Source organism: Nocardiopsis salina YIM 90010 (assembly GCF_000341025.1).
Taxonomy (GTDB): Bacteria; Actinomycetota; Actinomycetes; order Streptosporangiales; family Streptosporangiaceae; genus Nocardiopsis; species Nocardiopsis salina.
The window spans coordinates 75,271-99,780 of record NZ_ANBF01000169.1 but is presented as its reverse complement, the minus strand read 5'-3'; the positions used below and the strand labels follow the sequence as shown (position 1 = coordinate 99,780).

Sequence of the window (24,510 nt, the reverse complement as noted above, 5' to 3'; positions counted from 1 at the left end):
CAGGTCCTGGATGGTCACCCAGCAATGGGAGATATCTGGGAGATCATCTTCGAAGCGGGCTCCTGCGGGGGCCCGCTTTTCGTGTGCTCACAGTCGTGCCCTTCGGGACACGGGGTCATGGAGTACAGGCGCTCTCGCTCGACCGGGGTGAGGCGACCGAAGGTTCACTCAGTTCCTATCGAAGACATGTGCCAGAGGTTCGTCATGCCCCTCGGACACCGCATGCCCCGTGAAGGCGCGTACTGTCCCGGCCCGAACGGCCGAGAAGGTCGTTCGGATCTGATGCTCCGGTGCGGAGCCGCGGCCTCCTGGGGCCGCTGCCCCGGGGGCGTGCCGTCGTGCAGTGTCCAACGGTCCGCCGGGGCCACCATCAGCGAGCGTTCGCCATCGTTCCACCAATCACGCACCGGACAATGACTGGACGCGCACCAGCACCTGCCAAGGTCGCTCTTCCCGGCGCTCACTCGCGGTGTCGGCGGGCTGCGGGCCGACGGGACCGACAGTGCTCCGGTCGAGCGCGCGCTGCACGGCGCGCTGGATCTCCTCGACGATCGTCCGCACGGGAGCGCCGGGCGCCAGCCCCACCTCGGCCGTGACGGTCCCTGACCGCGGGTCGATCACGATGCCGTAGCGGACCCGCGAGGCCCGGTCGCGTCGGAGCCGCGCATCGAGCGTGCGCAGGGACGAGGCGATGCCCGCCTCGATACCGCGTACACCCGGCACCGCGCACACCACCTCGACCAGGTCGGCTGCGGAGGTCTCAGTTGTCATGAAGGTCCTCGATGTGGATGTCGACACGTAGGTCGGTCAGGTCCATGTGCTCTCGGCACGCAGCGATCACGGCGGTACGCACCTCATCCGCGACCTCCAAGAGGTCACGGTCTCCCGCAGCTGCGGAGATCCGGCAACGGATCCGTGAGGGCACGCCACGGGTGCGGTGTCCGCCCTTCGGCGGTTCGTGATCGAAGGTGGTGCGCAGGGCGATCACCCCGGGCACCGAGTCCACGGCGTTCCGCACGACAGTGCGCAGGGCCTGTTCGGAGAGCGTGTACGGGCCTGCCGCGGTGGGGGGCATCTCGACATGGGCGCCATGGCGGAAATCAGCTCGGACGGCCTCCTTGATGGTGGACAGTGCAGTGGCGGACAGCTGCACCGAGCTGTCCCCCTCGGCCTCGAGCGTTGTCCACTCGTCATGGACGGATCGGATCAGGTCGAGGTAACGCTGGGTGGCTTCGTCGTCCGACTCACGGTCCGAGGGCCCCGAAACACGGTCTGCCGCGTGGGTGCCGTTGCGATCGTGGGCGTCAGGGTGCTCCACGTCGATCACCTCCAATCCTTCATTCGGTCGAGGATCTGACTGCGGGCGCGTGCGATCCGGCCTCGCACGGTGGATTCGCTGACGCCCACCATCTGCGCGATCTCGCGGTAGCTCATGCCGTCGATCTCGCACAGCACCCAGCACGTACGCTGATTTTCCTCGGTGGACTGGAGGATCGAGGCGAGTGCCTCCATCTGGGCCCCCGCGAGGGCAGCGCGTTCGGGCTGCCCGACATTGCGGCTGGTGGCACCTCCCAGAGCGGATTCGGGTCCGGCGTCTTCGAGGGCTTGCTGATCGACGCCCTCCGTGCTGCGTCGCGCGGCCTTGCGAACCACGTTGGTCGCGGCGCGGCTGGCGATCTGGGTCACCCAGTTTCGGAAGGCACTGGGCTCCTCGAGCAGGTGCAGACGCTTCCAGGACGACACGAGAGCCTCCTGGACCACGTCCTCGGCATCCATGCGATTGTGCAGCACCATGTATGCGATACGGAACAATCGCCCTTGATGTCGGTCGACGAGTACTTCGAAGGCGGCGACGTCACCGTCCTGTGCGCGAAGCACGAGCGCGCGTTCGTCCACCAAGGTCCGGGCGGCCATCAGGCGGTCGCCGCTTCGGTGTTCCGCGCGTCGGATGCACGCAGCTGCGCAGTGTGCGGAGCCCGCACCGACCGAAGCCTGATGAGGAGGTCCACACGGACCGGTGCCGTGCCCAGGACCGTGGAGACATCGTCGGTCAGGCGCCTGCGCACCAGTTCGCCGACCCATCCGGCCTCGGCGTCCTGCGCCACGGTGACCGTGGCCCGGAGCCAGGGCGCGCCGGCACCGCCCCCCAGGCGGACGGACGCGTCGGTGACACCGGAAACGTCTTTCATCGCGTCGGTCAGAGCCCGCTCGAGCACCCCCGGATCCACCGAGCCCAGGAGCCGGTCATCGCCGTCGGTGATTCTGAGGGCGCTCCGTTTCGGCGCGGTGGGGAACTGCGCGACAAGAAGGAGGATGCCGGCCACGGCGACCGTCACCGATACTGCCGAAGCCGCCGGCAGGAGCAGACCTCCGTTGGCGGCGACCGTTTCCCCCAGAACGGAGTCTCCGTGCGGCAGGAAGGGAGCACCTTCGGGCCACATGTCCAGCAGGGGTGTGGACGCAGAGGCGACCCAGAGGGCCGCGATCGTCATCAGTCCCCCGCCCAGAAGCAAGGCGGCGCGGTTGCGACGCCCGGAGATGGTACGCATGGCGTGGTCCTCTCAGCTCAACGCGTCAGATCAACGGGTGCGCGAGACGCGCACCCGGGGCCGCAGTGGCGATACGGGACGCAGCTGCTCGAGGCCCTCCTCCACGGACGAGCGGCTGCGCCGCAGCACGGTGCCGGTGTCCTCCACGGGGGTCCGCACCACCACGTCCACTCGCTTGCGCCGGACCGACACACGAGCACCCTGAACCCCGTCGACATGTTCGACACTGCGTTGGAGCCGGAGGGCCACATCGCGGCGGGACACCGCGGTCTGCCCCGGCGTCCCATCGGCCAGGATCTCCCGTAGGGCAGGTTCCCCGGGCACGATCGCGCTGATCACAAGGCCGATACCGAGCAGACCCAGGACGGCGGCACCGATCAGGATCGGGACCGCGTCCAGACGCATCCGGGCCGCCTCGGAGACGAGGCCGACAGCAGGGTCGGGCCACGCACCGTCGACGGCGTAGGCCGCGAGCAGCCATGAGGCGAACCCGCCAGCAGCGATCGCCGTGATCGCCAGCAGCACGGCGGGGAGAACCCGGGAAGGGCGGCGTGTCAGTCGGCCGGGGGTTGCGCTCATAGCAGCACCCTCCCTCCAGCGCCGCCGGCGTGCAGCCACGACACCTCGATCTCCATCCGGCCCACCGACAGACCCGTCAGTTGCTGGACACGGTGCGTGACGTGTTCGCGGAGTTGTCCGAGGACCGGGGCTATGGCAACGGGGAAGGCGACCCCCACGTTCAGACGCAGAACTGCGGTGGCACCGTAGAGGTCTGCCTCCACCGAAGGGCGGGCCCCGAAGTCACGCCTTGCCCCGAAACCGAGCAGCCCGCCCGCGTCGGAGCCGACAGCGTGCACCTCGGACGCGGCCTGTTCGGCGATTCGGACGACCACCCTCGCGGGGAACGACGTGGTTCCGCGTGCCTCGGCACGATCGGTGGAGGCGTCGTGGGGTGGGGTCACCGAGTTCTGAGCCGCGGGTACGGCTGACATGCTCAGTTCCTCCAGCGGTCGGTCAGGCCACGGACCTCGATGCGGCCCTCGAGGGTCAGGCCAACGGCCCAACCGAGGGCACCGAAAACGAGGACCAGGAAGAACTGGCTGAAGCTGCCGAAGGCGGCGACCGTTCCCAGGAGCAGTCCGACCAGCAGCGCGACGTGCGATGTCTTCATGAGAACCCCTCTGTCGGCGGTCGGGGCCGGCCGCAGACGCATGTCCCGCCCCGGACCGTGTGGTCACTGCAGGTCGATGTCGCGCCTGGATTCCGAGGGGTTCTCGCCCTCATGGGGGAGGTGAACGTCCACCACGTTGACATTGACCTCGATGACCTCGAGTCCGGTGGTGCCCTCGACCTGGTCGATGATGTTGCGGCGGATCGCGTTGCCGACGTCCACGATCGAAGCGCCGTACTCCACGACCACGGTCACGTCGATCGCGGTCTGGACCTCGCCCTTCTCGACGCTGATACCCCCGGCGACATTGGTCTGCGAATTCGGGATCCGGTCGGTGACAGCGGAGAAGGCCCGGCGCGCGGCGTTGCCCATGTCATGGACCCCGGGGACATCGCGGGCGGCCACACCCGCGATTTTCGCCACCACGGTGTCCTCGAGGGTGGTGATCCCCTGCTCGGTCTGCAGGGGGCCGCGCAACACACGCTCCTTCTGCTCGTTCTGCGGATTCTCCTCGCGGCCCTGCGTCTTCGCGGCCTGGCGCTCCTGTTGGGGAGCGGTCTGGGGATTCGAAGTGTTGGACATGCACAACCCCTTCTCCGGTGCGCCGATCACGCCGGCGCCGTCTTCTGCGGACACCATGAAGACGTCATGACCCGTCGCTCCCTCACACGAAGAACGAGTGATCTGGGCCACATCAGAGCGAGGATGTGGTCCGCGATGAGGCCGGCGGTGGCGCGCACCTCTCGGCCACGAGGAAGGACACCCGCACAGCGGGGCCGCTCGCGGACACGAGTCACTCCTGGAGGCCACCCCACTCGTCCGGGAACCCCGCAAGGGCTCCTCGCCGTCCGTCGCGCCCGCGACCACGCCCTGCACGCCGGGCACCAGCCGCCGAGCGGGCTCCCTCCTGGCCACGGGAGATCGGTGATAACCTGGCCGCGGTAGAGGGCGCAGGTTCGAACCCTGTAACGCCCACCATATTTGACCAGTTCAGGGCATGTTCCAGAGTGATTCGGAACTTGCCCTTCTCTGTGTTCGCGCCCTTCATGTCAGGCCCTCGTCACCGGGCCCCTCGAAGCGCGGCGGACACCTCTCCCCACCCGACGGCGCCGTCCGGAACCACCCGGTCCGTCCAGCAGAGTTCCCTCGGCGCTGCCCATCGCTTCACGAACCCGGCGCCGGTCGTCACCGATGCGACCGGCGCTTTGTCATGTACGGCCGGCCTCCCGGACCGCACGAAAGGCGAGCAACCGGACACCACGGACCGAGAACGAGACCGAAACGCACGCCTCGACCTCCGAAAGGAAGGCCTGACCGTGAAGCCGAACTTCGACGCACGTACAGCTGCAGACCACGGCCCACTGCCGTACCGGAACCCGTGCGGCACGACACCGCCCAGAGCCATCGCCGTCGCCAGAGAAGAGTCGACCCATGAATGACACCACCCGTCACAGACCCGTCGGGGTGGTCTTCTGGGCCTCCCTCGCCATCTCGTCCCTCTTCGTCGTCTGGGGTGTGGCCGCACCGGACCACCAGATGGCGACGATGAACTCCGCTCTGAACTGGGTCACCACCCACTTCGGTTGGACCTACCTCCTGCTCCCCCTGTTGCTGCTGGGGCTCCTGATCTGGCTGTCCCTGAGCCGGTACGGGCGCATCCGGCTGGGCTCCGACGACGACCGGCCCGAGTTCCGCACTCACACCTGGATCGCGATGATCATGTGCGCGGTCATGGGTATCGGCCTGGTCTCCTACGGCGTGGCCCAGCCCATCTCACACTTCGCAGCCCCGCCCCACGACCTGGCCGAGCCGGGAACGTCCGAGGCTGCGGTGCTGGCCCTGCAGTACTCCTTCCACGACTGGGGCCTGCACGCCTGGGTCATCTTCGCGATCTTCGGCCTGGCACTGGGTTACTCGATCCACCGCAAGAAGCGCCCCGGGCTGGTCAGCGCCCTCTTCCGGCCGCTCCTGGGGCGCCACGCCGACGGACCCGCGGGCAAGGCCATCGACATCTTCACGGTCTTCGCGACCCTCTTCGGGACCACCACCTCGCTCGGACTGGGCGCCCTGCAGATCGACCACGGCCTGAACGTGCTCATGGGCACGCCGACCGGGACGACCGCGCAGGTGATCATCGTGGTCGTCATCACCGTGCTGTTCAGCCTCTCTGCCGCGTCGGGCGTCAAGCGCGGGATCCGCTACACGAGCGAGACCAACCTCTCGGTCGCTTCGGTTCTGTTCCTGTTCGTACTCTTCCTCGGACCGACGGCGTTCCTGGTCTCGCTGTTCCTGGAGTCGCTCGGCCAGTACGCGAGCGAGTTCGCACTGATGAGCCTGCGCGGTCCCGCCTTCGGCGACCTGGAATGGATGCAGAGCTGGACCTTCTTCATGCTGGCCTGGTGGGTGTCCTGGGGCGCCTTCGTCGGTGTGTTCCTGGCACGCATCTCGCGCGGGCGCACCATCCGCCAGTTCGTCCTGGTGGTCCTCTGTGTCCCCAGTCTGGCCTTCTTCGCCTGGTTCTCGGTCTTCGGCGGTGCCGCGATCGAGCTGGACACGAACCACGGGACCGACATCGCCGGCGACACGGCGGCGGAGATCAACAGCGCGTTCTTCTCGACTCTGGCCGAATTCCCGTTCTCCACGGTCACGGCGACGCTCGTGGTGGTCCTGGCGGTGCTCTTCTTCATCTCGGGTGCCGACGCCAACACCTATGTGCTCGGCATGCTGACCACACACGGCTCCATCAAGCCGCGGACGCCGATCCTGCTGCTGTGGGGAACCATGACCGGTGCGCTCGCGATCATCCTGCTGCTCTCGGGAGGGCTCGAGGCGCTGCAACAGACCGCAATCGTCAGTTCGGCGCCGTTCCTGCTGATCATCGTGGGTGTGGTGGTGTGCTTCCTGCGCGACCTGCGCGCTTCGGAGGGGGCGGCCGACGCCGCACCCCACTGCGCTGCCTGCAAGCAGAGCGTGCACGCCGACCCCGAGGAGGGCACGCGCGGCGACGAGGACGGCCACCTCGTCCGACCGTGACGGGGTGGTGGGAGACCCGCGTCTCCCACCACCTCACCGGGCTTGCCTCCCCGGGCCCGCCCGGCGATGAACCCGTACGGTGCCGGACCCGTCACACCCGTCCGGGGACGGCACCGGCGGAGGGAGCATCATGGCGGGCAGCGAGAACACGGAGCCCCGCTCGACGGTCCGGTGGGTGTGGATGGACGGTCGCGGCCCTCCTGTACGGACGACCTCCAGGAGGTCATCGACGCCGGCCCGGAGAAGGCCGGCACCGGCTGAGGCCCGTCCCCACGGTCCCGAGGACCACGATCCCCACAGCGATCGCGAAGAGCGTGTACATGAACGCGGAGACCCCCAGGGCCGTGTCCGCTCCGGCCCCGTAGATCTCGCCAACGGATGCGCCCCCGTTCGACGGCGCGTAGTGCACGGCCATGGCCCCGATCACCGCGATCCCGGAACCGCCGCCCAAGGCGAACGCACTCTCCTGGATGGCCCCTGCATCCGCGGTTCGATGCTCCGACGCGCTACTCATGACGGCGTTCGCACCGATCGCCATCACGATCCCCGAGCCGAGCCCGAGAGCAACCATTCCGGCCACTCGGCCCGTTCCTGGTGTCGTAGCGACCAGCAAGGAGCCGACCGCGACCATGAACAGGCCGGTGGCGATGGCGTGTTGCTGAGAGAACCAACCCTGCAGTGCGGGGCCGATGAGCCCGCCTACCGCCATGGCAACGGCCAGCGGTAGCAACAGGATCCCCGTTTCGAGCGGGGAGAGGCCGTCGACGATCTGGTACCGCAGAGTCAGCAGATAGAGGGTCCCGTTGAACACTCCCAAGGTCACCGCGATCACCACCGCCGCGCTCGCCAGCAACCCGTCGCCGAACAAGCGCACATCCAGGAATGGGCGGGGCAGGCGCAACTGCCTGACCACGAACAGCCCCGCAGCAACGACACCTGCGGTGATCGCCACAGGCCCGAACCACGGATCCGTGCCCGGCTGAGCCACACCCTTCAACCCGGCGATGACGAGCCCGACCGCCGCGACCGACAGCCCTGCGCTCAGCACGTCCAGGACGGGCGGGTCGGGGTTGGTCGACTCCCTCAGCACGACCTGGGCGCCGACGAGGCAGAGCAACAGGATCGGCACGTTGACCCAGAACACCCAGGGCCACTCGGCCAGGTCCACCAGCACACCGCCGACCAACGGCCCCAGGGCGGAGCCGGTACTGAACCCGGCGGTCCAGACCCCGTAAGCCAAGGCGCGCGACCGCATCCCGGGGAACGACACCCGGATGATGGCCACCGTCGCGGCGATCAACAGGGCCGAGCCGATGCCTTGGCCGATCCGAGCGGCGATCATCACCGGGCCGGCCCAGGCCATGCCTGCGAGCGCCGCGCTCGCCGCGGCCACGATCAGGCCGAGGAGGTAGATGCGTTTGCGTCCGAGACGGTCTGCCGCCACGGCGCTGGGGACGAGCGCGACACCGGCGGCCAAGGCGTGCACGTCGGCGATCCACAGGGTCTGCACCGTGCCGGAGCCCAGGGCTTCGGCCAATGCAGGGACCGCGACGGTCACCTTGGTCATGTCCGTGCCGCCCACGAGCATCACCGTGCCGAAGAGCACCAGGATCCCGTACAGGTTCCGGTTCAGTGGTCGGGTTGGCGCATCGGTCGTCATGAGAACCGTCCAGGACAGGGAAAGGGACACCTCCCAGTCCTAGGGGCCAGAAACCCTGCCGTCCAGGTTCAATTTTTCACCGAGTTCGTGCACCATGAGTGCATGATTGATCCCCGGTTGCGCCTGTTGATCGCCGTGTGCGAGTACGGCACTGTGACGGCTGCCGCGGAAGCGCTGTACCGCAGTCCTTCCGGTGTCTCCAAGCAACTCAAGGAACTGGCTGCCGAGCTGGACGTGGACCTCCTCGAAAGGCACGGGCGGCGGGTCCACCTGACCCCCGCGGGCCGGCGCCTGGTCTCCCATGCCCGGGCGCTCCACGCGCAGTGGGAGACCGCGTTGAGCGACACCACCGCCGCCGCCCGGGAGCTCTGCGGGCCGGTCGCTCTCGGTGGTTTCCCCACGTCGATCCCCTCGGTCCTCACCCCCGCCGTGCTCCGGCTCCGATCCGAGCACCGACTGCTCGAACCGGTGGTCAAGGAGATCTACTCCGGCGAGGTCCTGACAGCTCTGGAATCGGGGACCATCGACCTCGGGCTCTTCGTCGCCGACGAGTCCACCAGCCGTATCGAGGACAGCCATGTGGAAGTCACGGGCCTGCTCGACGACCCCATCGACCTGCTCGTGCCCCAGGACCACCGGTTCGCCGATGACGACCGCGTCCGCTTGGAGGACGCGGCCGAGGAGGAGTGGATCACCGGCCACGCACACCAGGACGCCTACATCGAGCTGGCGGCGGCCACGCGTGCGATCGGATACGCCCCTCGAGTTGCCCACTACGCGCAGGAGCTCACGGCCACCACGGCCCTGGTGGCCGCCGGCCTCGGCATCGCGGCGGTTCCCCGGATCGCAATGACGGTCCCCCACCCCGAGGTCGTCCAGGTCCCCCTGACCGGCGACCAGGTTCCCCGACGGAGGGTTCTGCTCGCCCTCCGCCGCGGTTCGAGCGCCAATCCGCGCGTTGCCGCGGCGGTGACTGCCTTGCAGGAGAACGTCCCTGGGCCCACATGAGTACAGCCGGTCCCCGACTCACGTGGCGGTCGAGTTCGCCGGGTCGTACGGCGCACCGGTAGGTCGCCGTCGGCCCGTGGACAACAGCGGCGCCAGGGGGGACACGACGCCGCCTTGCGCGGGGACGCGCGAACCACGCNCCCCGTCACGGCTCGCCTGCCACCCGCGTGTGCTGATGCGCAAGGACCTGCGCCCCGGCGCGATGACCGGGACGCGGCCGATCAGGCGGCCTCGCGCAGGGGGCGGAGCGCCTTCTCCGTGGAAGCGAGCTCGTCCAGGAGGCCCTTGGCCGCCCCGCTCATGGTCTCGTTGGGCACGATGCGGCCCTCGTCGTCGAGGAACCCCTGGACGAACGGGACCGACACCGTCGCGGCGACCGGCACCATGCGCAAGGGGCCGACCACCTGCTTGGTCATCTCCACCGACCGGGTGCCCGCGGCCACACCGCCGTAGGAGACGAACCCGACCGGCTTGTGCGCCCACTCGGCGTGCAGGAAGTCGATCGCGTTCTTGAGCACCGCAGGCATCCCGTAGTTGTACTCGGGCGTCACGATCACGAACGCGTCGACGGCGGCGATGCGCTCACTCCACTCCAGGGTGTGGGCGTGCTCGTACTGTTGCAGGCTGGGGTGCTTCGGTTCGTCCAGGAACGGCAGGTCGACCTCGGCCAGGTCGATCAGGTCAACCTCGAACGCACCGTGTTGCTCGGCCACGGGCGTGAACCAATCCGCCACGGGCAGCGCGACACGGCCCGGTCGGTTGCTGGCGACGATGACGCCCAGACGCGGCATGCTGTTCCCCTCTCCGGTCCCTCTGCCGGGGACCGTGTCGGCAGCGGTACGGCGGGGCCGCCGAACCTTGGTGCGGCCCGTGGCCACGGTCGGACGCCGGGCGACGGGCCGTCAACCGGCGCGGCGAAGGCGGCCGACGGGAGCGCACACCAGGGGGAACAGGCGGGGAGGCTGCACGGCGCGCCGGCTCCGCACGCCGGGGCGATGGCCGTCACTGCCACCACCGGGCCCGGGCCGCGTTACGGGGGTTCCCGGCGTCTCCCCCCGCCGGACCTCCCCGCCTGGCGGGGGTGCCCGGCGGCCCCGTGGTTCACAGTGCGGGGTGGCCCGGCCGCGCCCCGGCGGATCAGATCCAGCCGGGCAGTGCGGGCAGCCCCTGCGGTGCGCGGAGTCCCTCTCCCCGTGTACGTCCGGTGAGCCAGCCGAGGGTGTCGGCGGCACTGCCCGTGATGACAGGCCGATCAGGCCCGGCCGTGCCGAACGCGGCCAGCTGGGCGCCGTCGGGGGAACGGACCTCGACGGAGGGGGCGTCGCCGGATCCGCTCAGGTGTGCGGACACATCGGCCAGCACGACCTGCACGCCCGCATCGGGTATGTCGCCGAACGTGTACCCCGCCGCCAGGTCCGTGTGGTGCACCTCGATCTCACGGAGCCGGATGACCAGGACGCGGCGGGGTGTGCAGAGTTCGCCGGTGACCGGGCGTATGCGGGTGTCCCACGCGGACCCCGGCAGGTCGGTGAGGGCCTTGCGCAGGCTGTCCGCGGTCTCGGTGAGATCGGCGACCAGGTCGGCCGCGGACCGGTGCGCCCCCTCCTCGATCTCGGTGTCACGCGCCCGCCGACTGCTGTACTGAGGGGTCTCCACGCCGGTGGCCGCCCAGGTGAGGAGGCGTTCCAGCGCCGGTCCCTGGCGGGCGAGGTGGTTGAGCACGTGTCCCCTGGTCCAGCCGGGCAGGGTGCTGGGCCGTGCGGTGTCGGAGTCGGACAGCCGGCGGCAGCTCGCGAGCAGGCGTTCGGTCGCCTCGTCCAGCAGGCGCAGGTTCTCGGGGGTCGGCGGGATCTCGACCGGGGTCATCTGAGGGCTCCGTGGTCGTGCGGCGTGGCCGGGGGTTCGGGCAGGGTCACCGTTCCCGCAGGGGTTCGGACGTGGTCACCGTTCCCGCAGGGGTTCGGACGTGGTCACCCTTCCCTCGGGGGCAGGCCGAGCAGGCGCACGTACATCGCGACGAGCTCGGCCGTGGCGTGTTCGCGCTGGTCCGGGGCGACGGACAGGTGGCCGGCGACGGAGGAGACCATGCCGCCGGCGGCCCGGGCGACCGCCTCGGGGGAGGCCGCCGGGTCGGCCTCGCCGCGCCGGACGAGGCGGCGGATGTAGCGGGCCGAGCGTTCCAGCGGGCGGGCGTGGATCTCCTGCCACAGCTCGCTCATCGCCGGGTCGGCCAGCGACTGGTGCTGGATCACGGTGATGAGGGCGAGGTTCTCGAGGTAGGCGTCGAGGTAGGCGGTGGTGGTCGCCTCGGCGACGGCGTGGGCGTCGTCGGCGTCGACCCCGTCGAGTTCCTGGCCGGCCACGAGGCGGTCGCGCACCTGCTGGGCGAGGACTGCGAAGACCTCCTCCTTGTCGGAGAAGTAGACGTAGAACGTGGCTCGTCCGACCCCGGCGCGGCCGGTGATGCCGGCGACGGTGGTGCGTGCGTACCCCTCCTCCTCGAAGACCCGTCGGGCGGCAGTGAGCAGCGCCGCGCGGGTGGCGCTGTCGGCCCGGTCGTGGTCGACACGGGTGGCCCACCCCTTCTTCGCGGCGGTGCGGTCGCTCGGCTCCTCCATGTGCCCGAGTATCCCAGGGCCCGCGGGTGCTCGCCGCCCGACCATTGACACGAGTGTCAACACAGGCGCAGACTCGGACCACCCCGAGGAGAGGAACCATCGTGTCCCACCCCCCGCGTCTGCTCGTCGCCAACCGGGGAGAGGTCGCCGTCCGTGTGCTGCGCGCCGCCGCCTCCCTGGGACTGTCCACCGTGGCCGTGTACTCCGATGACGACGCCTGCGGCACACACGTCCGGCTCGCCGACGAGGCCCGGGCGCTGGGTGCCTCGGGACCGGCCGCCTACCTGGACGCCGCGAGGGTGGTCGCCCTGGCCCGGGAGAGCGGCAGCACCCTGGTGCACCCGGGGTACGGGTTCCTGAGCGAGGACGCCGGGTTCGCGGAACTGTGTGCAGAGGCAGGGCTCACCTTCGTGGGCCCGGGCCCCAAGACGCTGGCCCTGTTCGGCGACAAGACCCGCTCACGTGAGTTGGCGGTGTCGCTGGGTGTCCCCGTCGCCCCGGGGACGTCGGGCCCCACCGGTGTGGAGGAGGCGCGCTCGTTCCTGGAAGGGCTCGGCCCCGGGGCGGCGGTGGTGGTCAAGGCCCTCGCCGGCGGGGGCGGGCGCGGGATGCGTGTGGTCACCGACCCGGCCGACCTGGAGTTCGCCCACGAGCGCTGCCGTTCGGAGGCCGAGGCCGCGTTCGGCCGCGGTGAGGTCTACGTCGAGAGGTACCTGGAACAGGCGCGCCACGTGGAGGTCCAGGTCCTGGGTGACGGTACCGGAAGCGTCACCCACCTGTGGGAACGCGAGTGCAGCGTGCAGCGCCGGCACCAGAAACTGGTCGAGGTCGCACCCGCCCCGGGGCTACCCGGATCCGTGCGCGAGGAGCTGCTGGAGTCCGCCCTGGTGATGGCCCGCGAAGTCTCCTACCGCGGGTTGGGCACGTTCGAGTTCCTCGTCGGATCGGACCGGGGGGCCGACCGGGACGCCGTGCACTTCATCGAGGCCAACCCCCGCCTGCAGGTCGAGCACACCGTCACCGAGCAGGTCACCGGCGTGGACCTGGTCGCCGCCCAGATCGAGGTGGCCCTGGGCCGCACGCTGGCCGAACAAGGGCTCGACCAGGACGCGGTTCCCGACCCCCGGGGCTGCGCGGTGCAGGCGCGGGTGAACCTGGAGTCCACCGCACCCGACGGGTCGGCGGTGCCCTCCTCCGGAACGTTGAGCGCTTTCGCCCCGCCGACGGGCCCGGGCGTGCGCGTCGACACCCACGGCGCCGTCGGCCACACAGCCGGGGACGGGTTCGACCCGCTGCTGGCCAAGGTGGTCGCGCACACCCCGCGCGGGGACCTGAGCACCGCCGCCGACCTGGCCGGACGCGCGTTGGAGGAGTTCACGGTCGAGGGCGCCGCCACCAACCTGGGGCTGCTGCGCACGATTCTGCGCCACCCCGTGTTCCGTTCGGGCAAGGCCACCACCAACTTCGTCGAGGAACACCGGGTGGAGCTGCTCGAGGCGGCGGGGGACGGCCCCGGGCACGCGGAGCGCTCCCCGGCCGACGGCGTGCGGGCCCCGTTCTCCGCCACTGTGGTCTCGGTGGAGGCCGCCGAGGGCGACACGGTGCGGGCCGGGGCACCGTTGCTGGTGTTGCAGGCGATGAAGATGGAGCACGTGGTTCCGGCCCCGGCCTCGGGAACCGTCGGGTCGGCGGCCGTCGGGATCGGCTCCGTCGTGGCCGAGGGCGACCTCCTCGTCGGCCTGGCACCCGACGGCCAGGGCTCAGAGGCGGGGCCGGCCGAGGAGGAGACCGACCCCGCGCTGATCCGACCCGACCTGGCAGCCCTGCTCGAACGCCGCGCCCTCGGCCTGGACGAACAGCGCCCCGAGGCTGTGGCCGAGCGCTACCGGCTCGGACGCCGAACCGCGCGGGAGAACATCGCCGACCTGTGCGGAGAGGGTTCCTTCACCGAGTACGGAGCCCTGGCCGTGGCCGCACAGTCCGGCCGCCGCACCGAGGAGGAGCTCATCGACCGCTCCCCTGCCGACGGGATGGTCACCGGGCTCGGCCGGGTCAACGGCGACCGGTATCCCGACGGCGCGGACTGCGTGGTGATGTCCTACGACTACTCGGTCATGGCCGGGACCCAGGGCGTGATCAACCACCGCAAGACCGACCGCATGCTCGACCTCGCCCACCGCAAGCGCCTTCCGGTGGTCCTGTTCGCCGAGGGCGGGGGCGGGCGGCCCGGCGACACCGACCCGAACTCGGCGTCCGCACTGGGGGTGACCACGTTCGCGGCGATGGGCCGGCTCAGCGGGCACGTGCCCACGGTCGGGGTGGCCTCGGGGCGCTGCTTCGCCGGGAACGCCGCGCTGCTGGGCTGCTGCGACACCGTGGTCGCCACCCGCGACGCGAACATCGGTATGGGCGGGCCGGCGATGATCGAGGGCGGCGGACTCGGCAGGTTCCGGCCGGAGGAGATCGGCCCGGTCGGGGTGCAGGAACCCAACGGGGTCATCGACCTGCTCGTGGACGACGACGCCGCGGCCGTGGAGACCGTGCGCCGGTACCTGTCCTACTTCCAGGGGCCCGTGGACGACTGGGAGGTCCCCGACCAACGGCGGCTGCGGCACGTGGTCCCGGAGAACCGGATGCGGGTCTACGACGTGCGCCGCGCCGTGGAGGGCCTGGCCGACACCGGGTCGGTGCTGGAACTGCGCCGCGGGTTCGGCCCGGGCATGGTCACCGCCCTGGTGCGGGTGGAGGGCCGGCCCATGGGGCTGCTCGCCAACGATCCCGTCCATCTGGGCGGCGCGATCGATGCGGAGGCAGCCGACAAGGCCGCACGATTCCTGAAGCTGTGCGACGCCCACGGGTTGCCGGTGCTCTCGCTCTGCGACACCCCCGGGTTCATGGTCGGCCCCGATGCCGAGGAGACGGCGACCGTGCGGCGGTTCTCCCGATTGTTCGTGACCGGTGCGCACCTGCGTGTGCCGATGGTCGCCGTGGTGCTGCGCAAGGCCTACGGGCTCGGCGCCCAGGCGATGGCCGGCGGACACCTGCACGCGCCCGCGGCGACGGTGGCCTGGCCGACCGGCGAGCTCGGGCCGATGGGGCTTGAGGGTGCGGTGCGCCTGGGGTTCCGGCGGGAGTTGGAGGCCGCCGGGGGACCGGACGAGCAACAGGCCCTGTTCGACTCGCTGCTCGCCGAGGCGCACCGCCGGGCGCGGGGTACCAGCGCGGCCGGGGTGTTCGAGCTCGACGACGTCATCGACCCGGCCGAGACCCGGCGCTGGATCATCGCGGCGCTGGCCGGGCGCGGCGGGGAACGGGAGCCGGGGCCGGCGCCGCGCTACGTGGACCCCTGGTGAGCGGTGCAACAGCCCGACCCGGCCCCTGAGTACCCGGACACCACCGCACGCGTTCCGCTCGCCGGTCCTGTGACCTGCCGACCCAGACCTTCGGACGGCCGCGCCCGGCCGCACCCGTTCCCGCACACACCGGCCGAAGGCCCGCCCCCGCCAGAGAGGAACCGCTGTGGAGATGTCGACCCACCTCGAGGATCTGCGCGCCCGCCAGGCCCGCCTGCGCCCGTCCGGAACCCCCTCCGAGATCCGCTACCCGCTCGGTGAGACCACCCTGCCCGCGCACCTGTCCACGTGGGCGGAACAGGTGCCCGACCGTCCCGCGATCGTCTTCGAGGACACGCAGGTGAGCTACCGTGAGCTCGACCTGCTGGTCCGCCGCACGGCCGGGTGGCTGCGCGACGAGGCCGGGGTGGGAGCGGGCGACCGGGTGGCCGTGCTCATGCCCAACCGTCCGCACTTCACGGTGGTCATGCTGGCGGCGCTCACCCTGGGCGCGGTACACGTTCCGGTCAACCCGATGTTCCGGAAGGCCGAACTCACCCACGAGCTCGAGGATGCCGACCCTCGTGTGGTGGTCGCCCTGGAACCGCTGCTCCCCCTTCTGCGCGAGGCCCGTCCCGCGGCGCAGGGCCGGAGCGTCCTGGTGGTCGGGGAGGGCGAACCCGTCGACCGCCCGGACACCGGGGCCACCGCCCCGGTGGTCCAGGGCGAACACTCCTGGTCGGCAGCGGTCGAGCACACCCCGATCGGCCCCGACGACCCGGCCGTGGGCCGCGACCTGGACGCCCTGGCGGCACTGAACTACACCGGGGGCACGACCGGCCTGCCCAAGGGCTGCATGCACACCCAGCGGCACATGCTCTACACCGCGGCCGCCTGCGCGGGGGCCACCGGGCGGACCGGCGGTGCGGTCGTGCTCTGTTACGTGCCCGTCTTCTGGATCGCCGGCGAGGACCTGGGGATCCTACTGCCCCTGGTGACCGGCGGAACCGTCGTTCTGCTCCCCCGGTGGGACGCGGCACGGGCGCTGGCGGCGATCGACCGGTACCGGGTCAGCGTCATGGCCGGCACCGTCGAGAACTACCTCGAGTTGCTCGACCACCCCGACCTGGGGTCCCACGACCTGTCGTCGCTCACCGACCCCTCCGCGATGTCGTTCGTGCGCAAGCTCGACCCGCAGATCCGGGCCCGCTGGAGCGACGCGGTGGGCCCCGGGTCGGTGCTGCGGGAGGCGGCCTACGGGCTCACCGAGTCGCACACCTTCGACGCCACCCCCTACGGCCTGGCCGACGAAGACCGTGACCTGCGCTCGGAGCCGGTCTTCTGCGGCCTGCCCGTGCCCGGGACCGACGTCGCCGTGGTCTCCTTCGAGACCGGTGAGCCCCTCCCCATCGGGACGGAGGGGGAGATCGTGTTGCGCAGCCCCTCGGTGATGACGGGCTACTGGAACCGGCCCGATGCGACCGCGCGGCAGCTGCGCGACGGGTGGCTGCACACCGGCGACAACGGCCGCATCGACGAGGACGGATGCCTGCACTACCTCGGCCGCGACAAGGACCTCATCAAGGTCAAGGGCATGAGTGTGTTCCCCGCCGAGGTGGAGGTCCTGCTGGGTCGCCATCCCGGGGTCGACTCGGTCGCGGTGGTCGCGGCGCAGGACCCCGAGGCCGGACAGCGGCCGGTCGCCTTCGTGACCTGGGCCCCCCGGGGCCGCTCCCACCGCCGACGAGCTGACGGCGTGGGCGCGGGAGAACATGGCGCGGTACAAGGTGCCGGTCGTGGAGGTCGTGGACGGGTTTCCGTTGACGGCGACCGGCAAGGTCCGCAAGGTCGATCTGTCCGAGCGGGCCGGGGAAGCCGCCGCGCGGGAACGGGCCCGGCGTCAGGACCGGGCCTGAGCGGGCTCCGCCCCGGCATCTGCTGGTCCCCCTGTCCCGGTGCCGGCCGAGGTGCCGGTGAGGAGCCTGCGCAGAGCGGCGTCCATGAGGTAGCCGAGGATGCCGATCCACAGGATGACCGCCATGAGCTGGTCGAAGGCCAGCTGGTCGCGGGCGTTGAGGATCGCGTAGCCCAGGCCGGAGTCCACACCCAGCATCTCGGCGGGCACGATCACGATCCACGCGGTGCCGAGCGCGAGCCGGAGCCCGGTCAGCGTGGGCAGCCGCACACCGGGCAGCACCACTGTGCGCAGCCGTTCCCACCGGGTCGCGCCGAGCGAACGTGCGACCTTCAGGTATCCGGGTTCGATCGCCAGCACCCCGGAGGACGTGCTCAGGACGATCGGCCACACGGCGGCGATGGCCACGAGGAAGTACACCGGCTGGTGGCCGATCCCGAACAGGGCGATGGCCACCGGCGCCCACGACAGCGGGGAGATCATCCGCAAGAAGTGGAACAGGGGCCGGGTGGCGCGTTCGACCACTGGCACCAGTCCGACCACCAGTCCGATGGGGACCCCGACCGCGGCTGCGAGCGCGAGCCCCGCGGTCAGGCGCCAGAGTGTGGCCGCGGTGTCGGCCGCCAGCGGCCCCTGCCACGCCATGTCCACGAGCGCGGGCACCGCGTTCTGGGGTGCGAAGCCGGACAGAACCACGTGGTCGGAGGCCAGCACACTCGTGAGGAACCACCACAGGGCAACGAGCACGAGGATCGGGACGAGCACCACCGCGGTGCCGGCGGCCCGGCCCGCCCCGACGGTCCAGGTCGTCGTACGGCTCATGCGGTGTCCACCTCCTCTCGGCGGGTGAGCCCGTCGTCGAGCCCGAACGCGGAGGGCCCTCCCGCGTTCTCGATCGCGCGGCGGGCGAAACTCTCGTCGAACAGCTCGCCGTGCACGTCGGCGGGGTCGATCCCCTCCAGGAACCGGGTGTCGACGTCCACGAGCGTGGTGTCCATGAACTCGACGAGCGTGCGGGTGTGGTCGGCGAAGGGGTAGGGCGCGAACCCGATGCTCTGTCCCTCCCACTGCGGGCGCAGCACGGCGCCGCGGTCCTGGTAGGGGTCCTGCTCGTAACCCAGCGCTCGCTCCACTGCGGGCAGGGGTTGGGGCAGGTAACCGGAGGTCAGGTCCTGGGCCGCCGATGCGCGGTCGGCCTCGATCTCCAACTGAGCGGTGGTCAGGGCCTCGGTCAGGCGCTGGATGCGGTCCGGGTCCTCGTCGATGGTCGGCTGCAGGACGCTCACCACGCAGCAGGCGTGATCGCGCCACAGGTCGCCGAGGAAACGGTGGATCCTCCCGACGCCCTGGATCTCGGCCATGGCGTTGAACGGGTCGGCCACGACGTAGCCGCCGATCACGCCGTTGGCCATCGCGGGCAGCATGTCGCTGGGGCTCATCACGACCAGGCGCACCTCGCCGTCGGCCGCCGAAGGTGAACGGCGCAGCACCGGGGTGAGCCCGGACTGCCTCATCAGGCGCTGGGCGAGGATGTTGTGGATCGACCACCAGTACGGGACGGCGAAGGTACGACCGGCCAGCCCGCCGAGGTCGTCCAGACGGTCGGCGAGTGTCAGGGCCGAACCGTTGGTGTGGTTCCAGGCGATGGACCGCACCGGGGTCCCCTGCCCGTAGCGCAGCTGCACGGCGAACGGGGCCAGCAGGTGCACCACGTCGACCCGCCCGGTCACGAAGGCCTGCGCCAACTCGGCCCAGCCACGGAAGCGGACGGGGGACTCGACATCGACGCCGAAGCGTTCGTACAGGCCCTTGTGGTGGGCGACCAGGAGCGGTGAGGCGTCGGTGATGGGCAGGTAGCCCACGCGCAGGGCCCGGCCCGACCCCTGGTCGGCGAGGCCGCGCACCCCGGCGGTGGCGGCACCGCCGAGCCCGGCGGTCAGAGCGGTGCCCAGCCCGGCGCCGATGAGCGTTCTGCGGTCGACCCTCATCCTCCGGCCCCTGTGGGCAGGATGCCCGAGTACCGCTCGAGCAGCTGGGTGCGCAGCGGTCCGGACCCGGCCACCGTACGGTCTCCGGGACGGCCTTCCCAGCGTTCGTCCAGGCGGCCGCGGTTGTCCAACAGGGTGATCTCGTCGCCGAGATAGACGGCCTCGGACACGTCGTGCGTGACCAGGACCGCGCTCACCCCGGTGTCACGGACCAGCGCACGTGTGCGTTCCTGCAGAGACTCCCTGGTCACCGGGTCCAGGGCGCTGAAGGGTTCGTCGAGCAGCAGCACGTCGGGCGCCGGGGCCAGCGCGCGGGCGATGGAGACCCGTTGGGCCTGACCGCCCGAGAGGCGGTCGGCGGGGCCGTCGGCCAGCTCTGCCAGACCCAGCCAGCGCAGCAGTCCGTCCACCTGCGCGTGCGTGTCCCGGACCCGCCCCCGGTTGGCCCGGTACCGGAGCCCGAGCTCGGCGTTGGCGCGCACCGTGAACCACGGCATGAGCAGGGGGTCCTGGAAGACCACACCCGTGGTGGGCCACTGCCGGGGTCGCGGGTCGGGTCCGCCGGTGTCGAACTCCTCCAGCCCGGCCAGCAGGCGCAGAAGAGTGGACTTCCCACTCCCGCTGGATCCCAGTACCACCAGGACGCGGCCGGGGCGCAGATCCAGGTCGACGCCGTCGATGACGGTCCGGCCCCCGTAGGACTTGCACCCCGAGCGCACGCTCAGCGTCGTAGGTCCCATCGCAGGTGTCCTTCCGTGGGTGACTGGATCGGCAGGAACAGGGACTCCCGCAGGCGACGGGAGCTGTGGCCGGCCTCGGCGAAACTCGCGCCGCCCCGGACAGCGGACTCGAGTCGGGCCGCAGTGCCCGCGGTGACGGCCGCGTCGAGCCGTAGCTGCGTGACCTGCGCGGGTTCGGGAGGTCGTTGCGCGAACTCCGCGAGCCGCGCACGGACCGAGGCGACGTCGTCCCGCAGTACTTCGAGGTCGTCGCCGAAGACCGCGGTGGTCCCGTGGATCCTCGAGGCGGCCTGCTCGGTCGACTCCACGGCCAGGCCGGAGCAGAAGGCGCTCTGCACGAGCAGGAACGTGGTGCGGATCCCTGCGCAGAAGGCCGGCAGGTCGTCGCTGATCAGGGCGTCCTCGCCCGCCCGGGCCCCGTCGAGCTCGAGGGAGGAGGAGGCGGTGCCGTTGAGGGCCATCAGGCGGGGCAGGTCGCGCACCCGGACCCCCTCGTCGCCGACACGGACCGCGACGAGGATGCGGCGGCCATCGCCCGCCTCCTCCTCCACCCGGGCGGGGAAGGCGACCACCGCACCCGGGAAGAGGTTGGACACCCACGGCAGGGTTCCGGTGAGCCTGTGGCCTCCCCGTTCGGGGTGCGCCAGGACGGGTACGCTGCCGAGGCCGGAGAGCTCCTTCATGGCCGGGGCCAGGGCGCCGGCCCCGGTGCGCTCCCCCGTGGCCAGCAGGGCGAGCTGCTCCTCGGCCCAGGGGCTCCGGGGTGCGCGGGCCAGGTACTCCAGGCTCATGCGCTGGGCCCACAGGGAGAAGGCCGAGCTCAGGCAGCCGCGGGCCACGCTCTCGACGGTTCCCAGGAATGGCAGGAGTCCCCCGCGGCCGTCGTCGGGCAGCCCGGTGTCGAGCAGGCCGAGTTCACCGAGCCTGCGGAGCCCCGGGCGCACGTCCTGTTCACCCGTGTCGACGTCCGGGGCCGACGCCAGGAAGTCCTCGGTGACCTCGGGACGCTCGGGCAGATGGGCCACCGTCCGGGTGGCGCTGTCGTTCAGTGTGTCCACGGTCGGTCCTCCTCGCCTCGCGCCCAGCAGTGCTCAGGCGCCCCGGTCCAGTTCGTGGAGGCGGTCGACGGGGGTGTCGACTGCCTCGCGCGCCCGCTCCACGGCGGCGGCGTCGGGGGCGTCGTAGAAGCACAGGCACTTGCCCATGTCCTCGCGCACGTAGGTGCGCAGGAAGCGGGACTCGGGGACCTGGGCGTAGAGCGGGGCCTTCTCGGCCTTGCGGGCGAGGTAGCTGTCCATGCTCAGCCCCTCGGGCAGATCCCACTCGACGAGGTAGCCGGTCTCGGCGACCTGCCCGCGCACGGCGTCGAGGTCGGCGCCCACGAGGCGGACCTCGGCCAGATCGTCGTGCTCGAGGTCGGAGGCTGCCAGGGCATCGGCAACGGTCCCGGGGTTCTCCTCGTGTGCGATGAGGAAGACCCGTTCGTGCCCGACCGGGACCTGGGCCTCGATCAGTTCGGCGCCGCTCACACGGAGCACCTCCGCCGCGCTGTCGATGACCGTGTCGGCGGAGGCGCGGTCGCGCCCGTCGACGGTGAACTCGACCAGTTGCAGAGCCATCGAAATACCTACTAATCAGATCGGCTTTTGAAGGTATGGTCGCCACCATACCCCAGGCGCCGAACCCGAAGGTATGATGAGCTTCATACCTTGAGAAGAACGGAACGACGATGCCCTCACCACCCTCCGAACAGGAGGCCGCACCGGCCCTGCTCCACCCCGCACGCGCGGACCTCGACCTCACCGAGGTGCTCTGCGCCATCGCCGAACCCAACCGACTCCGCGTCGTGGCCCTGCTCCTGGCACTCCCACCGGGGAGCGGCAGGCCCTACCCGTGGTTCGACCTTCCGGTGCGCAAGGCCGGCCGGACCCACCACTTCCGCGTTCTGAGGGAGGCCGGCCTCATCGCGGTGGAACAGCACGGCAACCGCGCGACCGCCCGCCTGCGCTCCGAGGACATCGAAGAGCGCTTCCCCGGGCTGCTCTCCGCGGTACAGGCGGGGGCACAACCCCACCTCCGACCGAACGAGCCGTGAGGGGGCGAAGGGGCCGACCGGAGCAGTGAGAAAAACCTACTACATTGGTTGAGAATGCGACGGGTGCGTCTGCCCTGAGGGATGCACCACGCAGCACCCAATTCCCCACCAATGAAGTAGGGATATTTGTACACTGGTGGGCCGGGCGGAGAGCTTCGGCCGGAACGGAACGTTGCACGGGTCGCACCGTGGGCGATACACACGTGGGGAGGACGACGATGGCCACCGTCAAGCTCCGACTGCAGGGTCAGGAGGACGCAGTGGAACACCTGCTGGCGACACTGCGCTCCGACGACGCCGTACACGTGGAGGACCGCGGGCCCCTCCCACAGGCCGGCGGTTACGTGGTGGTGCACGCCAACGCCTCCGTCACCGAGACCCCGGTACCCGGGACTTCGGAGGACTGAGCACCGGCGCCGTCCCGCCCCGCTCGGGACCGGCCGGCGCCCGCACGGTCCAGGGCCTGTTTGGCGAACACCCGGTTACCTGCTGCACGACGCCCCGGCGGCACACTGTGTTCTCATCAGTCGACAGGACCCCACCCTGACTCCTTCTTCGGCCTTGCGACAGCACCACTGGATACGCCGCTCGCGAGGGAAGGCGTCCACCGAACAGGCCCTGGCTAGGCGTTCGCTCCGTCGGATGCGGGCAGCAGAACACAGTCGGCGCACATCCCGCCGCCCGGCAGCCGGTAGTACAGGCAGCAGCTGTTGCGCACGAACCGGACCTCCCGTTGGCCGCCTCCCCGGGCACCGGTGACGGTCCGGGGAACACCGAACGTGCCCGAACCCTCCAAGGAGGGCGCGGCGAGCAGCGCGCCGGCCAGCGCGTGTGCGTCGGCTCCGTGCTCCGGGCGGACCTCGGCGATACGGCGGGCCGCCCCGGCGACCGACGACGCGAGGTTGNCCCCCCGCAGCCGGTTCCAGCAACCCCTGCACGACCACCCGCTCGACGGTCGCGGCGGCCGCATCCGGGCCGTGCTCGCGGGGGCGCGGCGCGGAGACCGCGCTGTCCTCGGCCAGCAGCAGGGGCACAGGCCCGCTCGAGACGGTGCGCCAGCGCAGGGCCCCGGGTTCGGGAACGACCCCGTGCACGACCGCTGCGGCCATGGCGGGTGAGACCAGGCGTGCGGCCATGCCCTGGTAGAGGACCGAGGCGGCCACCCTGGGTTCGACCTCCTCCGGGGTGATGTCCACGCGCTCGGCGAACAGGCTGCGGGTGCGCTCGATGCGCGAGGGCAGCACTCCCGGTCCCCACATCTCGGGCAGCGGCCGCCAAGGCCCTTCGCCCGGCGCCGAGTCCGCGTCGTCGGGGTGGGCCGTCACGTCGAAGAAGCCGCCGATACGGGCGATGTCGGCGACGGCCTCCCGGCCCGACGGGGCGGTGGGTCCAATGGGCTCGGTGGCGCCGGGGCCACCGGGAACGTCGGAACGCGGCATCGTCGGTGTCCTGTCCTCTCGTCGTCTTGGGGTCGTACCCCGGAAACCGTTCCGTGTGGCGAAGAGGTCAAGTGCGGCGGGCGAGGCCCGTGGTGCGACCCGCGGGCCGACGGCCCCGGCTCGCGCTGTGTCGCGCCGTTGAGGCAATTCGGTAGGGGGACGGCCCCGCACAGGACCGCGGCGACATCACTCGGGGGGCGGTCTCGATCCCGGGATGAACTCGCAGGTGAGGACGGCGGTCACGTCCGCTCCGAGCAGCAGCACGGCGCGGGCGCCGGGGAGCGGTAGCACGGGGCGGTTCCGTCGTGCGGAGATGAGGGCCGCGGGCGGGCGAGGGGGTGCTGCGGACCGGAGTAGGGCAGGGGAAGGGCACGCACGGCGAGTGCGCACAGGGGTGCCTCATGTGCGTCTCGTTCCTCTCGCGGGGAGATCCGCCCCGGTGGTGAGGACGACGGCGGTGAGTCTCCTGGCTCGCGGGTCACTGCCTCCTGGTCCCGGCCTTCCCGCCCCGGTGGGGACAGTGGCCGTGCGGGACCGGCTACCCGGCTCACAGTGGCGGGACCGCACCGGATTCGCACCGGATTCCTCGTTCCGCCGTCGTTGGTCGCACACATGATCGCACAACGGCTCTCCCCGGGAACGAACGGCATCGCCCCGTTCCGACCGGACAGGCGCTCGCCCCGGTCAGGGCAGAAGGACGGCTGTCGCCAAGGTCGCGGCATGACTGCCGATGACTCCCCCGACCGTCCCCCGCTCCCCCCCCAGGACGCGCTACCGCCCGATCCGCCGGCGCGCCTCGACCGAAGGCCCTCGGTCCCGATCGGAACAGGCCCACCCCCGCGATGGCACTCGGCGCGGACGGACGCCCGCTCCTGCTCGGCCACGACACGGTGCCGGGCGAGGTCGTCCTGGTGGATTGCGCAGACGCCACGTACGCCGACAGACGCCACATNTGGGCCGCG

Annotated in this window: 23 protein-coding genes, 1 pseudogene and 1 riboswitch; of the genes and pseudogenes, 6 read left to right on the top strand and 18 right to left on the bottom strand. The window is 71.1% G+C overall.

What is annotated here, in order from left to right; genetic code table 11:
• Nucleotides 1-399 precede the first annotated feature (399 nt).
• From D474_RS0119125 to D474_RS0119090, 8 genes are all read right to left on the bottom strand, one after another.
• Nucleotides 400-771, bottom strand: a complete 372-nt coding sequence (locus D474_RS0119125; protein ID WP_017615124.1) for a hypothetical protein — start codon at nt 769-771, stop codon at nt 400-402.
• Complete coding sequence (locus D474_RS0119120) at nt 761-1,327, bottom strand: Asp23/Gls24 family envelope stress response protein (protein WP_017615123.1); 567 nt, start codon at nt 1,325-1,327, stop codon at nt 761-763. The genes D474_RS0119125 and D474_RS0119120 overlap by 11 nt, the downstream gene beginning before the upstream one ends.
• The gene (locus D474_RS0119115) at nt 1,324-1,914 is read right to left on the bottom strand and encodes an RNA polymerase sigma factor (protein WP_017615122.1); all 591 of its coding nucleotides are present in this window, start codon (nt 1,912-1,914) and stop codon (nt 1,324-1,326) included. The genes D474_RS0119120 and D474_RS0119115 overlap by 4 nt, the downstream gene beginning before the upstream one ends.
• Complete coding sequence (locus D474_RS0119110) at nt 1,914-2,549, bottom strand: hypothetical protein (RefSeq protein ID WP_017615121.1); 636 nt, start codon at nt 2,547-2,549, stop codon at nt 1,914-1,916. Before D474_RS0119110 ends, D474_RS0119115 begins: the two co-directional genes overlap by 1 nt.
• A gap of 30 nt (nt 2,550-2,579) precedes the next feature.
• Nucleotides 2,580-3,128, bottom strand: a complete 549-nt coding sequence (locus D474_RS0119105; protein ID WP_017615120.1) for a DUF6286 domain-containing protein — start codon at nt 3,126-3,128, stop codon at nt 2,580-2,582.
• On the bottom strand, nt 3,125-3,541 hold the full coding sequence (locus D474_RS0119100) for an Asp23/Gls24 family envelope stress response protein (RefSeq protein ID WP_017615119.1): 417 nt from the start codon (nt 3,539-3,541) through the stop codon (nt 3,125-3,127). The genes D474_RS0119105 and D474_RS0119100 overlap by 4 nt, the downstream gene beginning before the upstream one ends.
• Before the next feature lie 2 nt (nt 3,542-3,543).
• Nucleotides 3,544-3,720: a hypothetical protein gene (locus D474_RS32800; protein ID WP_026118627.1), complete on the bottom strand. Its 177-nt coding sequence runs from the start codon at nt 3,718-3,720 to the stop codon at nt 3,544-3,546.
• Nucleotides 3,721-3,783: 63 nt separating this feature from the next.
• A complete protein-coding gene (locus D474_RS0119090) occupies nt 3,784-4,302 on the bottom strand; it encodes an Asp23/Gls24 family envelope stress response protein (RefSeq protein ID WP_026118626.1) in 519 nt (172 codons plus the stop codon).
• Nucleotides 4,303-5,151: 849 nt separating this feature from the next.
• Between D474_RS0119090 and D474_RS0119085 the strand changes: the two genes are divergently transcribed.
• Complete coding sequence (locus tag D474_RS0119085) at nt 5,152-6,753, top strand: BCCT family transporter (protein ID WP_083931879.1); 1,602 nt, start codon at nt 5,152-5,154, stop codon at nt 6,751-6,753.
• Between the two features lie 223 nt (nt 6,754-6,976).
• Here D474_RS0119085 and D474_RS0119080 read toward each other — a convergent pair whose 3' ends face one another.
• Complete coding sequence (locus D474_RS0119080) at nt 6,977-8,443, bottom strand: MFS transporter (protein WP_017615115.1); 1,467 nt, start codon at nt 8,441-8,443, stop codon at nt 6,977-6,979.
• A 72-nt stretch (nt 8,444-8,515) separates the two neighbouring features.
• On the opposite strand from D474_RS0119080, the gene D474_RS0119075 reads away from it, so the two are divergent.
• Nucleotides 8,516-9,421: a LysR family transcriptional regulator gene (locus D474_RS0119075; RefSeq protein ID WP_040703948.1), complete on the top strand. Its 906-nt coding sequence runs from the start codon at nt 8,516-8,518 to the stop codon at nt 9,419-9,421.
• 221 nt (nt 9,422-9,642) lie between these two features.
• Here the strand turns inward: D474_RS0119075 and D474_RS0119070 are convergent, their stop codons facing one another.
• The 3 genes from D474_RS0119070 to D474_RS0119060 all read right to left on the bottom strand — a co-directional run bounded on the left by D474_RS0119070 (nt 9,643) and on the right by D474_RS0119060 (nt 12,039).
• Nucleotides 9,643-10,212 carry an NADPH-dependent FMN reductase gene (locus tag D474_RS0119070; RefSeq protein ID WP_017615113.1) on the bottom strand — a complete coding sequence of 190 codons (570 nt, stop codon included), beginning with the start codon at nt 10,210-10,212 and terminating at the stop codon, nt 9,643-9,645.
• A gap of 346 nt (nt 10,213-10,558) precedes the next feature.
• Entirely contained in the window at nt 10,559-11,287 is a 729-nt protein-coding gene (locus tag D474_RS0119065) for a maleylpyruvate isomerase family mycothiol-dependent enzyme (protein WP_017615112.1), read from the bottom strand.
• A gap of 104 nt (nt 11,288-11,391) precedes the next feature.
• The gene (locus D474_RS0119060) at nt 11,392-12,039 is read right to left on the bottom strand and encodes a TetR/AcrR family transcriptional regulator (protein ID WP_017615111.1); all 648 of its coding nucleotides are present in this window, start codon (nt 12,037-12,039) and stop codon (nt 11,392-11,394) included.
• Nucleotides 12,040-12,140: 101 nt separating this feature from the next.
• Between D474_RS0119060 and D474_RS0119055 the strand changes: the two genes are divergently transcribed.
• Both D474_RS0119055 and D474_RS33535 read left to right on the top strand, forming a co-directional pair.
• A complete protein-coding gene (locus D474_RS0119055; RefSeq protein ID WP_017615110.1) occupies nt 12,141-15,392 on the top strand; it encodes a carboxyl transferase domain-containing protein in 3,252 nt (1,083 codons plus the stop codon).
• Between the two features lie 172 nt (nt 15,393-15,564).
• Nucleotides 15,565-17,076 (top strand): annotated as a pseudogene (locus tag D474_RS33535) (AMP-binding protein); the annotation flags it as partial.
• Between the two features lie 195 nt (nt 17,077-17,271).
• Here D474_RS33535 and D474_RS0119040 read toward each other — a convergent pair.
• The 5 genes from D474_RS0119040 to D474_RS0119020 form a co-directional block, all read right to left on the bottom strand.
• Nucleotides 17,272-17,931 (bottom strand): ABC transporter permease, encoded by a 660-nt coding sequence (locus tag D474_RS0119040; RefSeq protein ID WP_239647120.1) that lies wholly within the window; start codon nt 17,929-17,931, stop codon nt 17,272-17,274.
• Nucleotides 17,932-18,104: 173 nt separating this feature from the next.
• On the bottom strand, nt 18,105-19,274 hold the full coding sequence (locus D474_RS0119035; protein WP_017615107.1) for an ABC transporter substrate-binding protein: 1,170 nt from the start codon (nt 19,272-19,274) through the stop codon (nt 18,105-18,107).
• Nucleotides 19,271-20,014 carry an ABC transporter ATP-binding protein gene (locus D474_RS0119030; RefSeq protein WP_026118624.1) on the bottom strand — a complete coding sequence of 248 codons (744 nt, stop codon included), beginning with the start codon at nt 20,012-20,014 and terminating at the stop codon, nt 19,271-19,273. The genes D474_RS0119035 and D474_RS0119030 overlap by 4 nt, the downstream gene beginning before the upstream one ends.
• Entirely contained in the window at nt 19,996-21,072 is a 1,077-nt protein-coding gene (locus tag D474_RS0119025) for an acyl-CoA dehydrogenase family protein (RefSeq protein ID WP_017615105.1), read from the bottom strand. Before D474_RS0119025 ends, D474_RS0119030 begins: the two co-directional genes overlap by 19 nt.
• 33 nt (nt 21,073-21,105) lie before the next feature.
• Complete coding sequence (locus D474_RS0119020) at nt 21,106-21,633, bottom strand: DUF4242 domain-containing protein (RefSeq protein ID WP_017615104.1); 528 nt, start codon at nt 21,631-21,633, stop codon at nt 21,106-21,108.
• 110 nt (nt 21,634-21,743) lie between these two features.
• Between D474_RS0119020 and D474_RS0119015 the strand changes: the two genes are divergently transcribed.
• Both D474_RS0119015 and D474_RS0119010 read left to right on the top strand, forming a co-directional pair.
• Nucleotides 21,744-22,109, top strand: a complete 366-nt coding sequence (locus D474_RS0119015) for an ArsR/SmtB family transcription factor (RefSeq protein ID WP_017615103.1) — start codon at nt 21,744-21,746, stop codon at nt 22,107-22,109.
• Nucleotides 22,110-22,327: 218 nt separating this feature from the next.
• Nucleotides 22,328-22,516, top strand: a complete 189-nt coding sequence (locus D474_RS0119010) for a hypothetical protein (RefSeq protein WP_017615102.1) — start codon at nt 22,328-22,330, stop codon at nt 22,514-22,516.
• Nucleotides 22,517-22,731: 215 nt separating this feature from the next.
• On the opposite strand, the gene D474_RS30540 is transcribed toward D474_RS0119010, so the two are convergent.
• Nucleotides 22,732-23,079 carry a (2Fe-2S)-binding protein gene (locus D474_RS30540; RefSeq protein ID WP_017615101.1) on the bottom strand — a complete coding sequence of 116 codons (348 nt, stop codon included), beginning with the start codon at nt 23,077-23,079 and terminating at the stop codon, nt 22,732-22,734.
• Between the two features lie 908 nt (nt 23,080-23,987).
• Nucleotides 23,988-24,162, bottom strand: a riboswitch (cobalamin riboswitch).
• Nucleotides 24,163-24,510 lie beyond the last annotated feature (348 nt).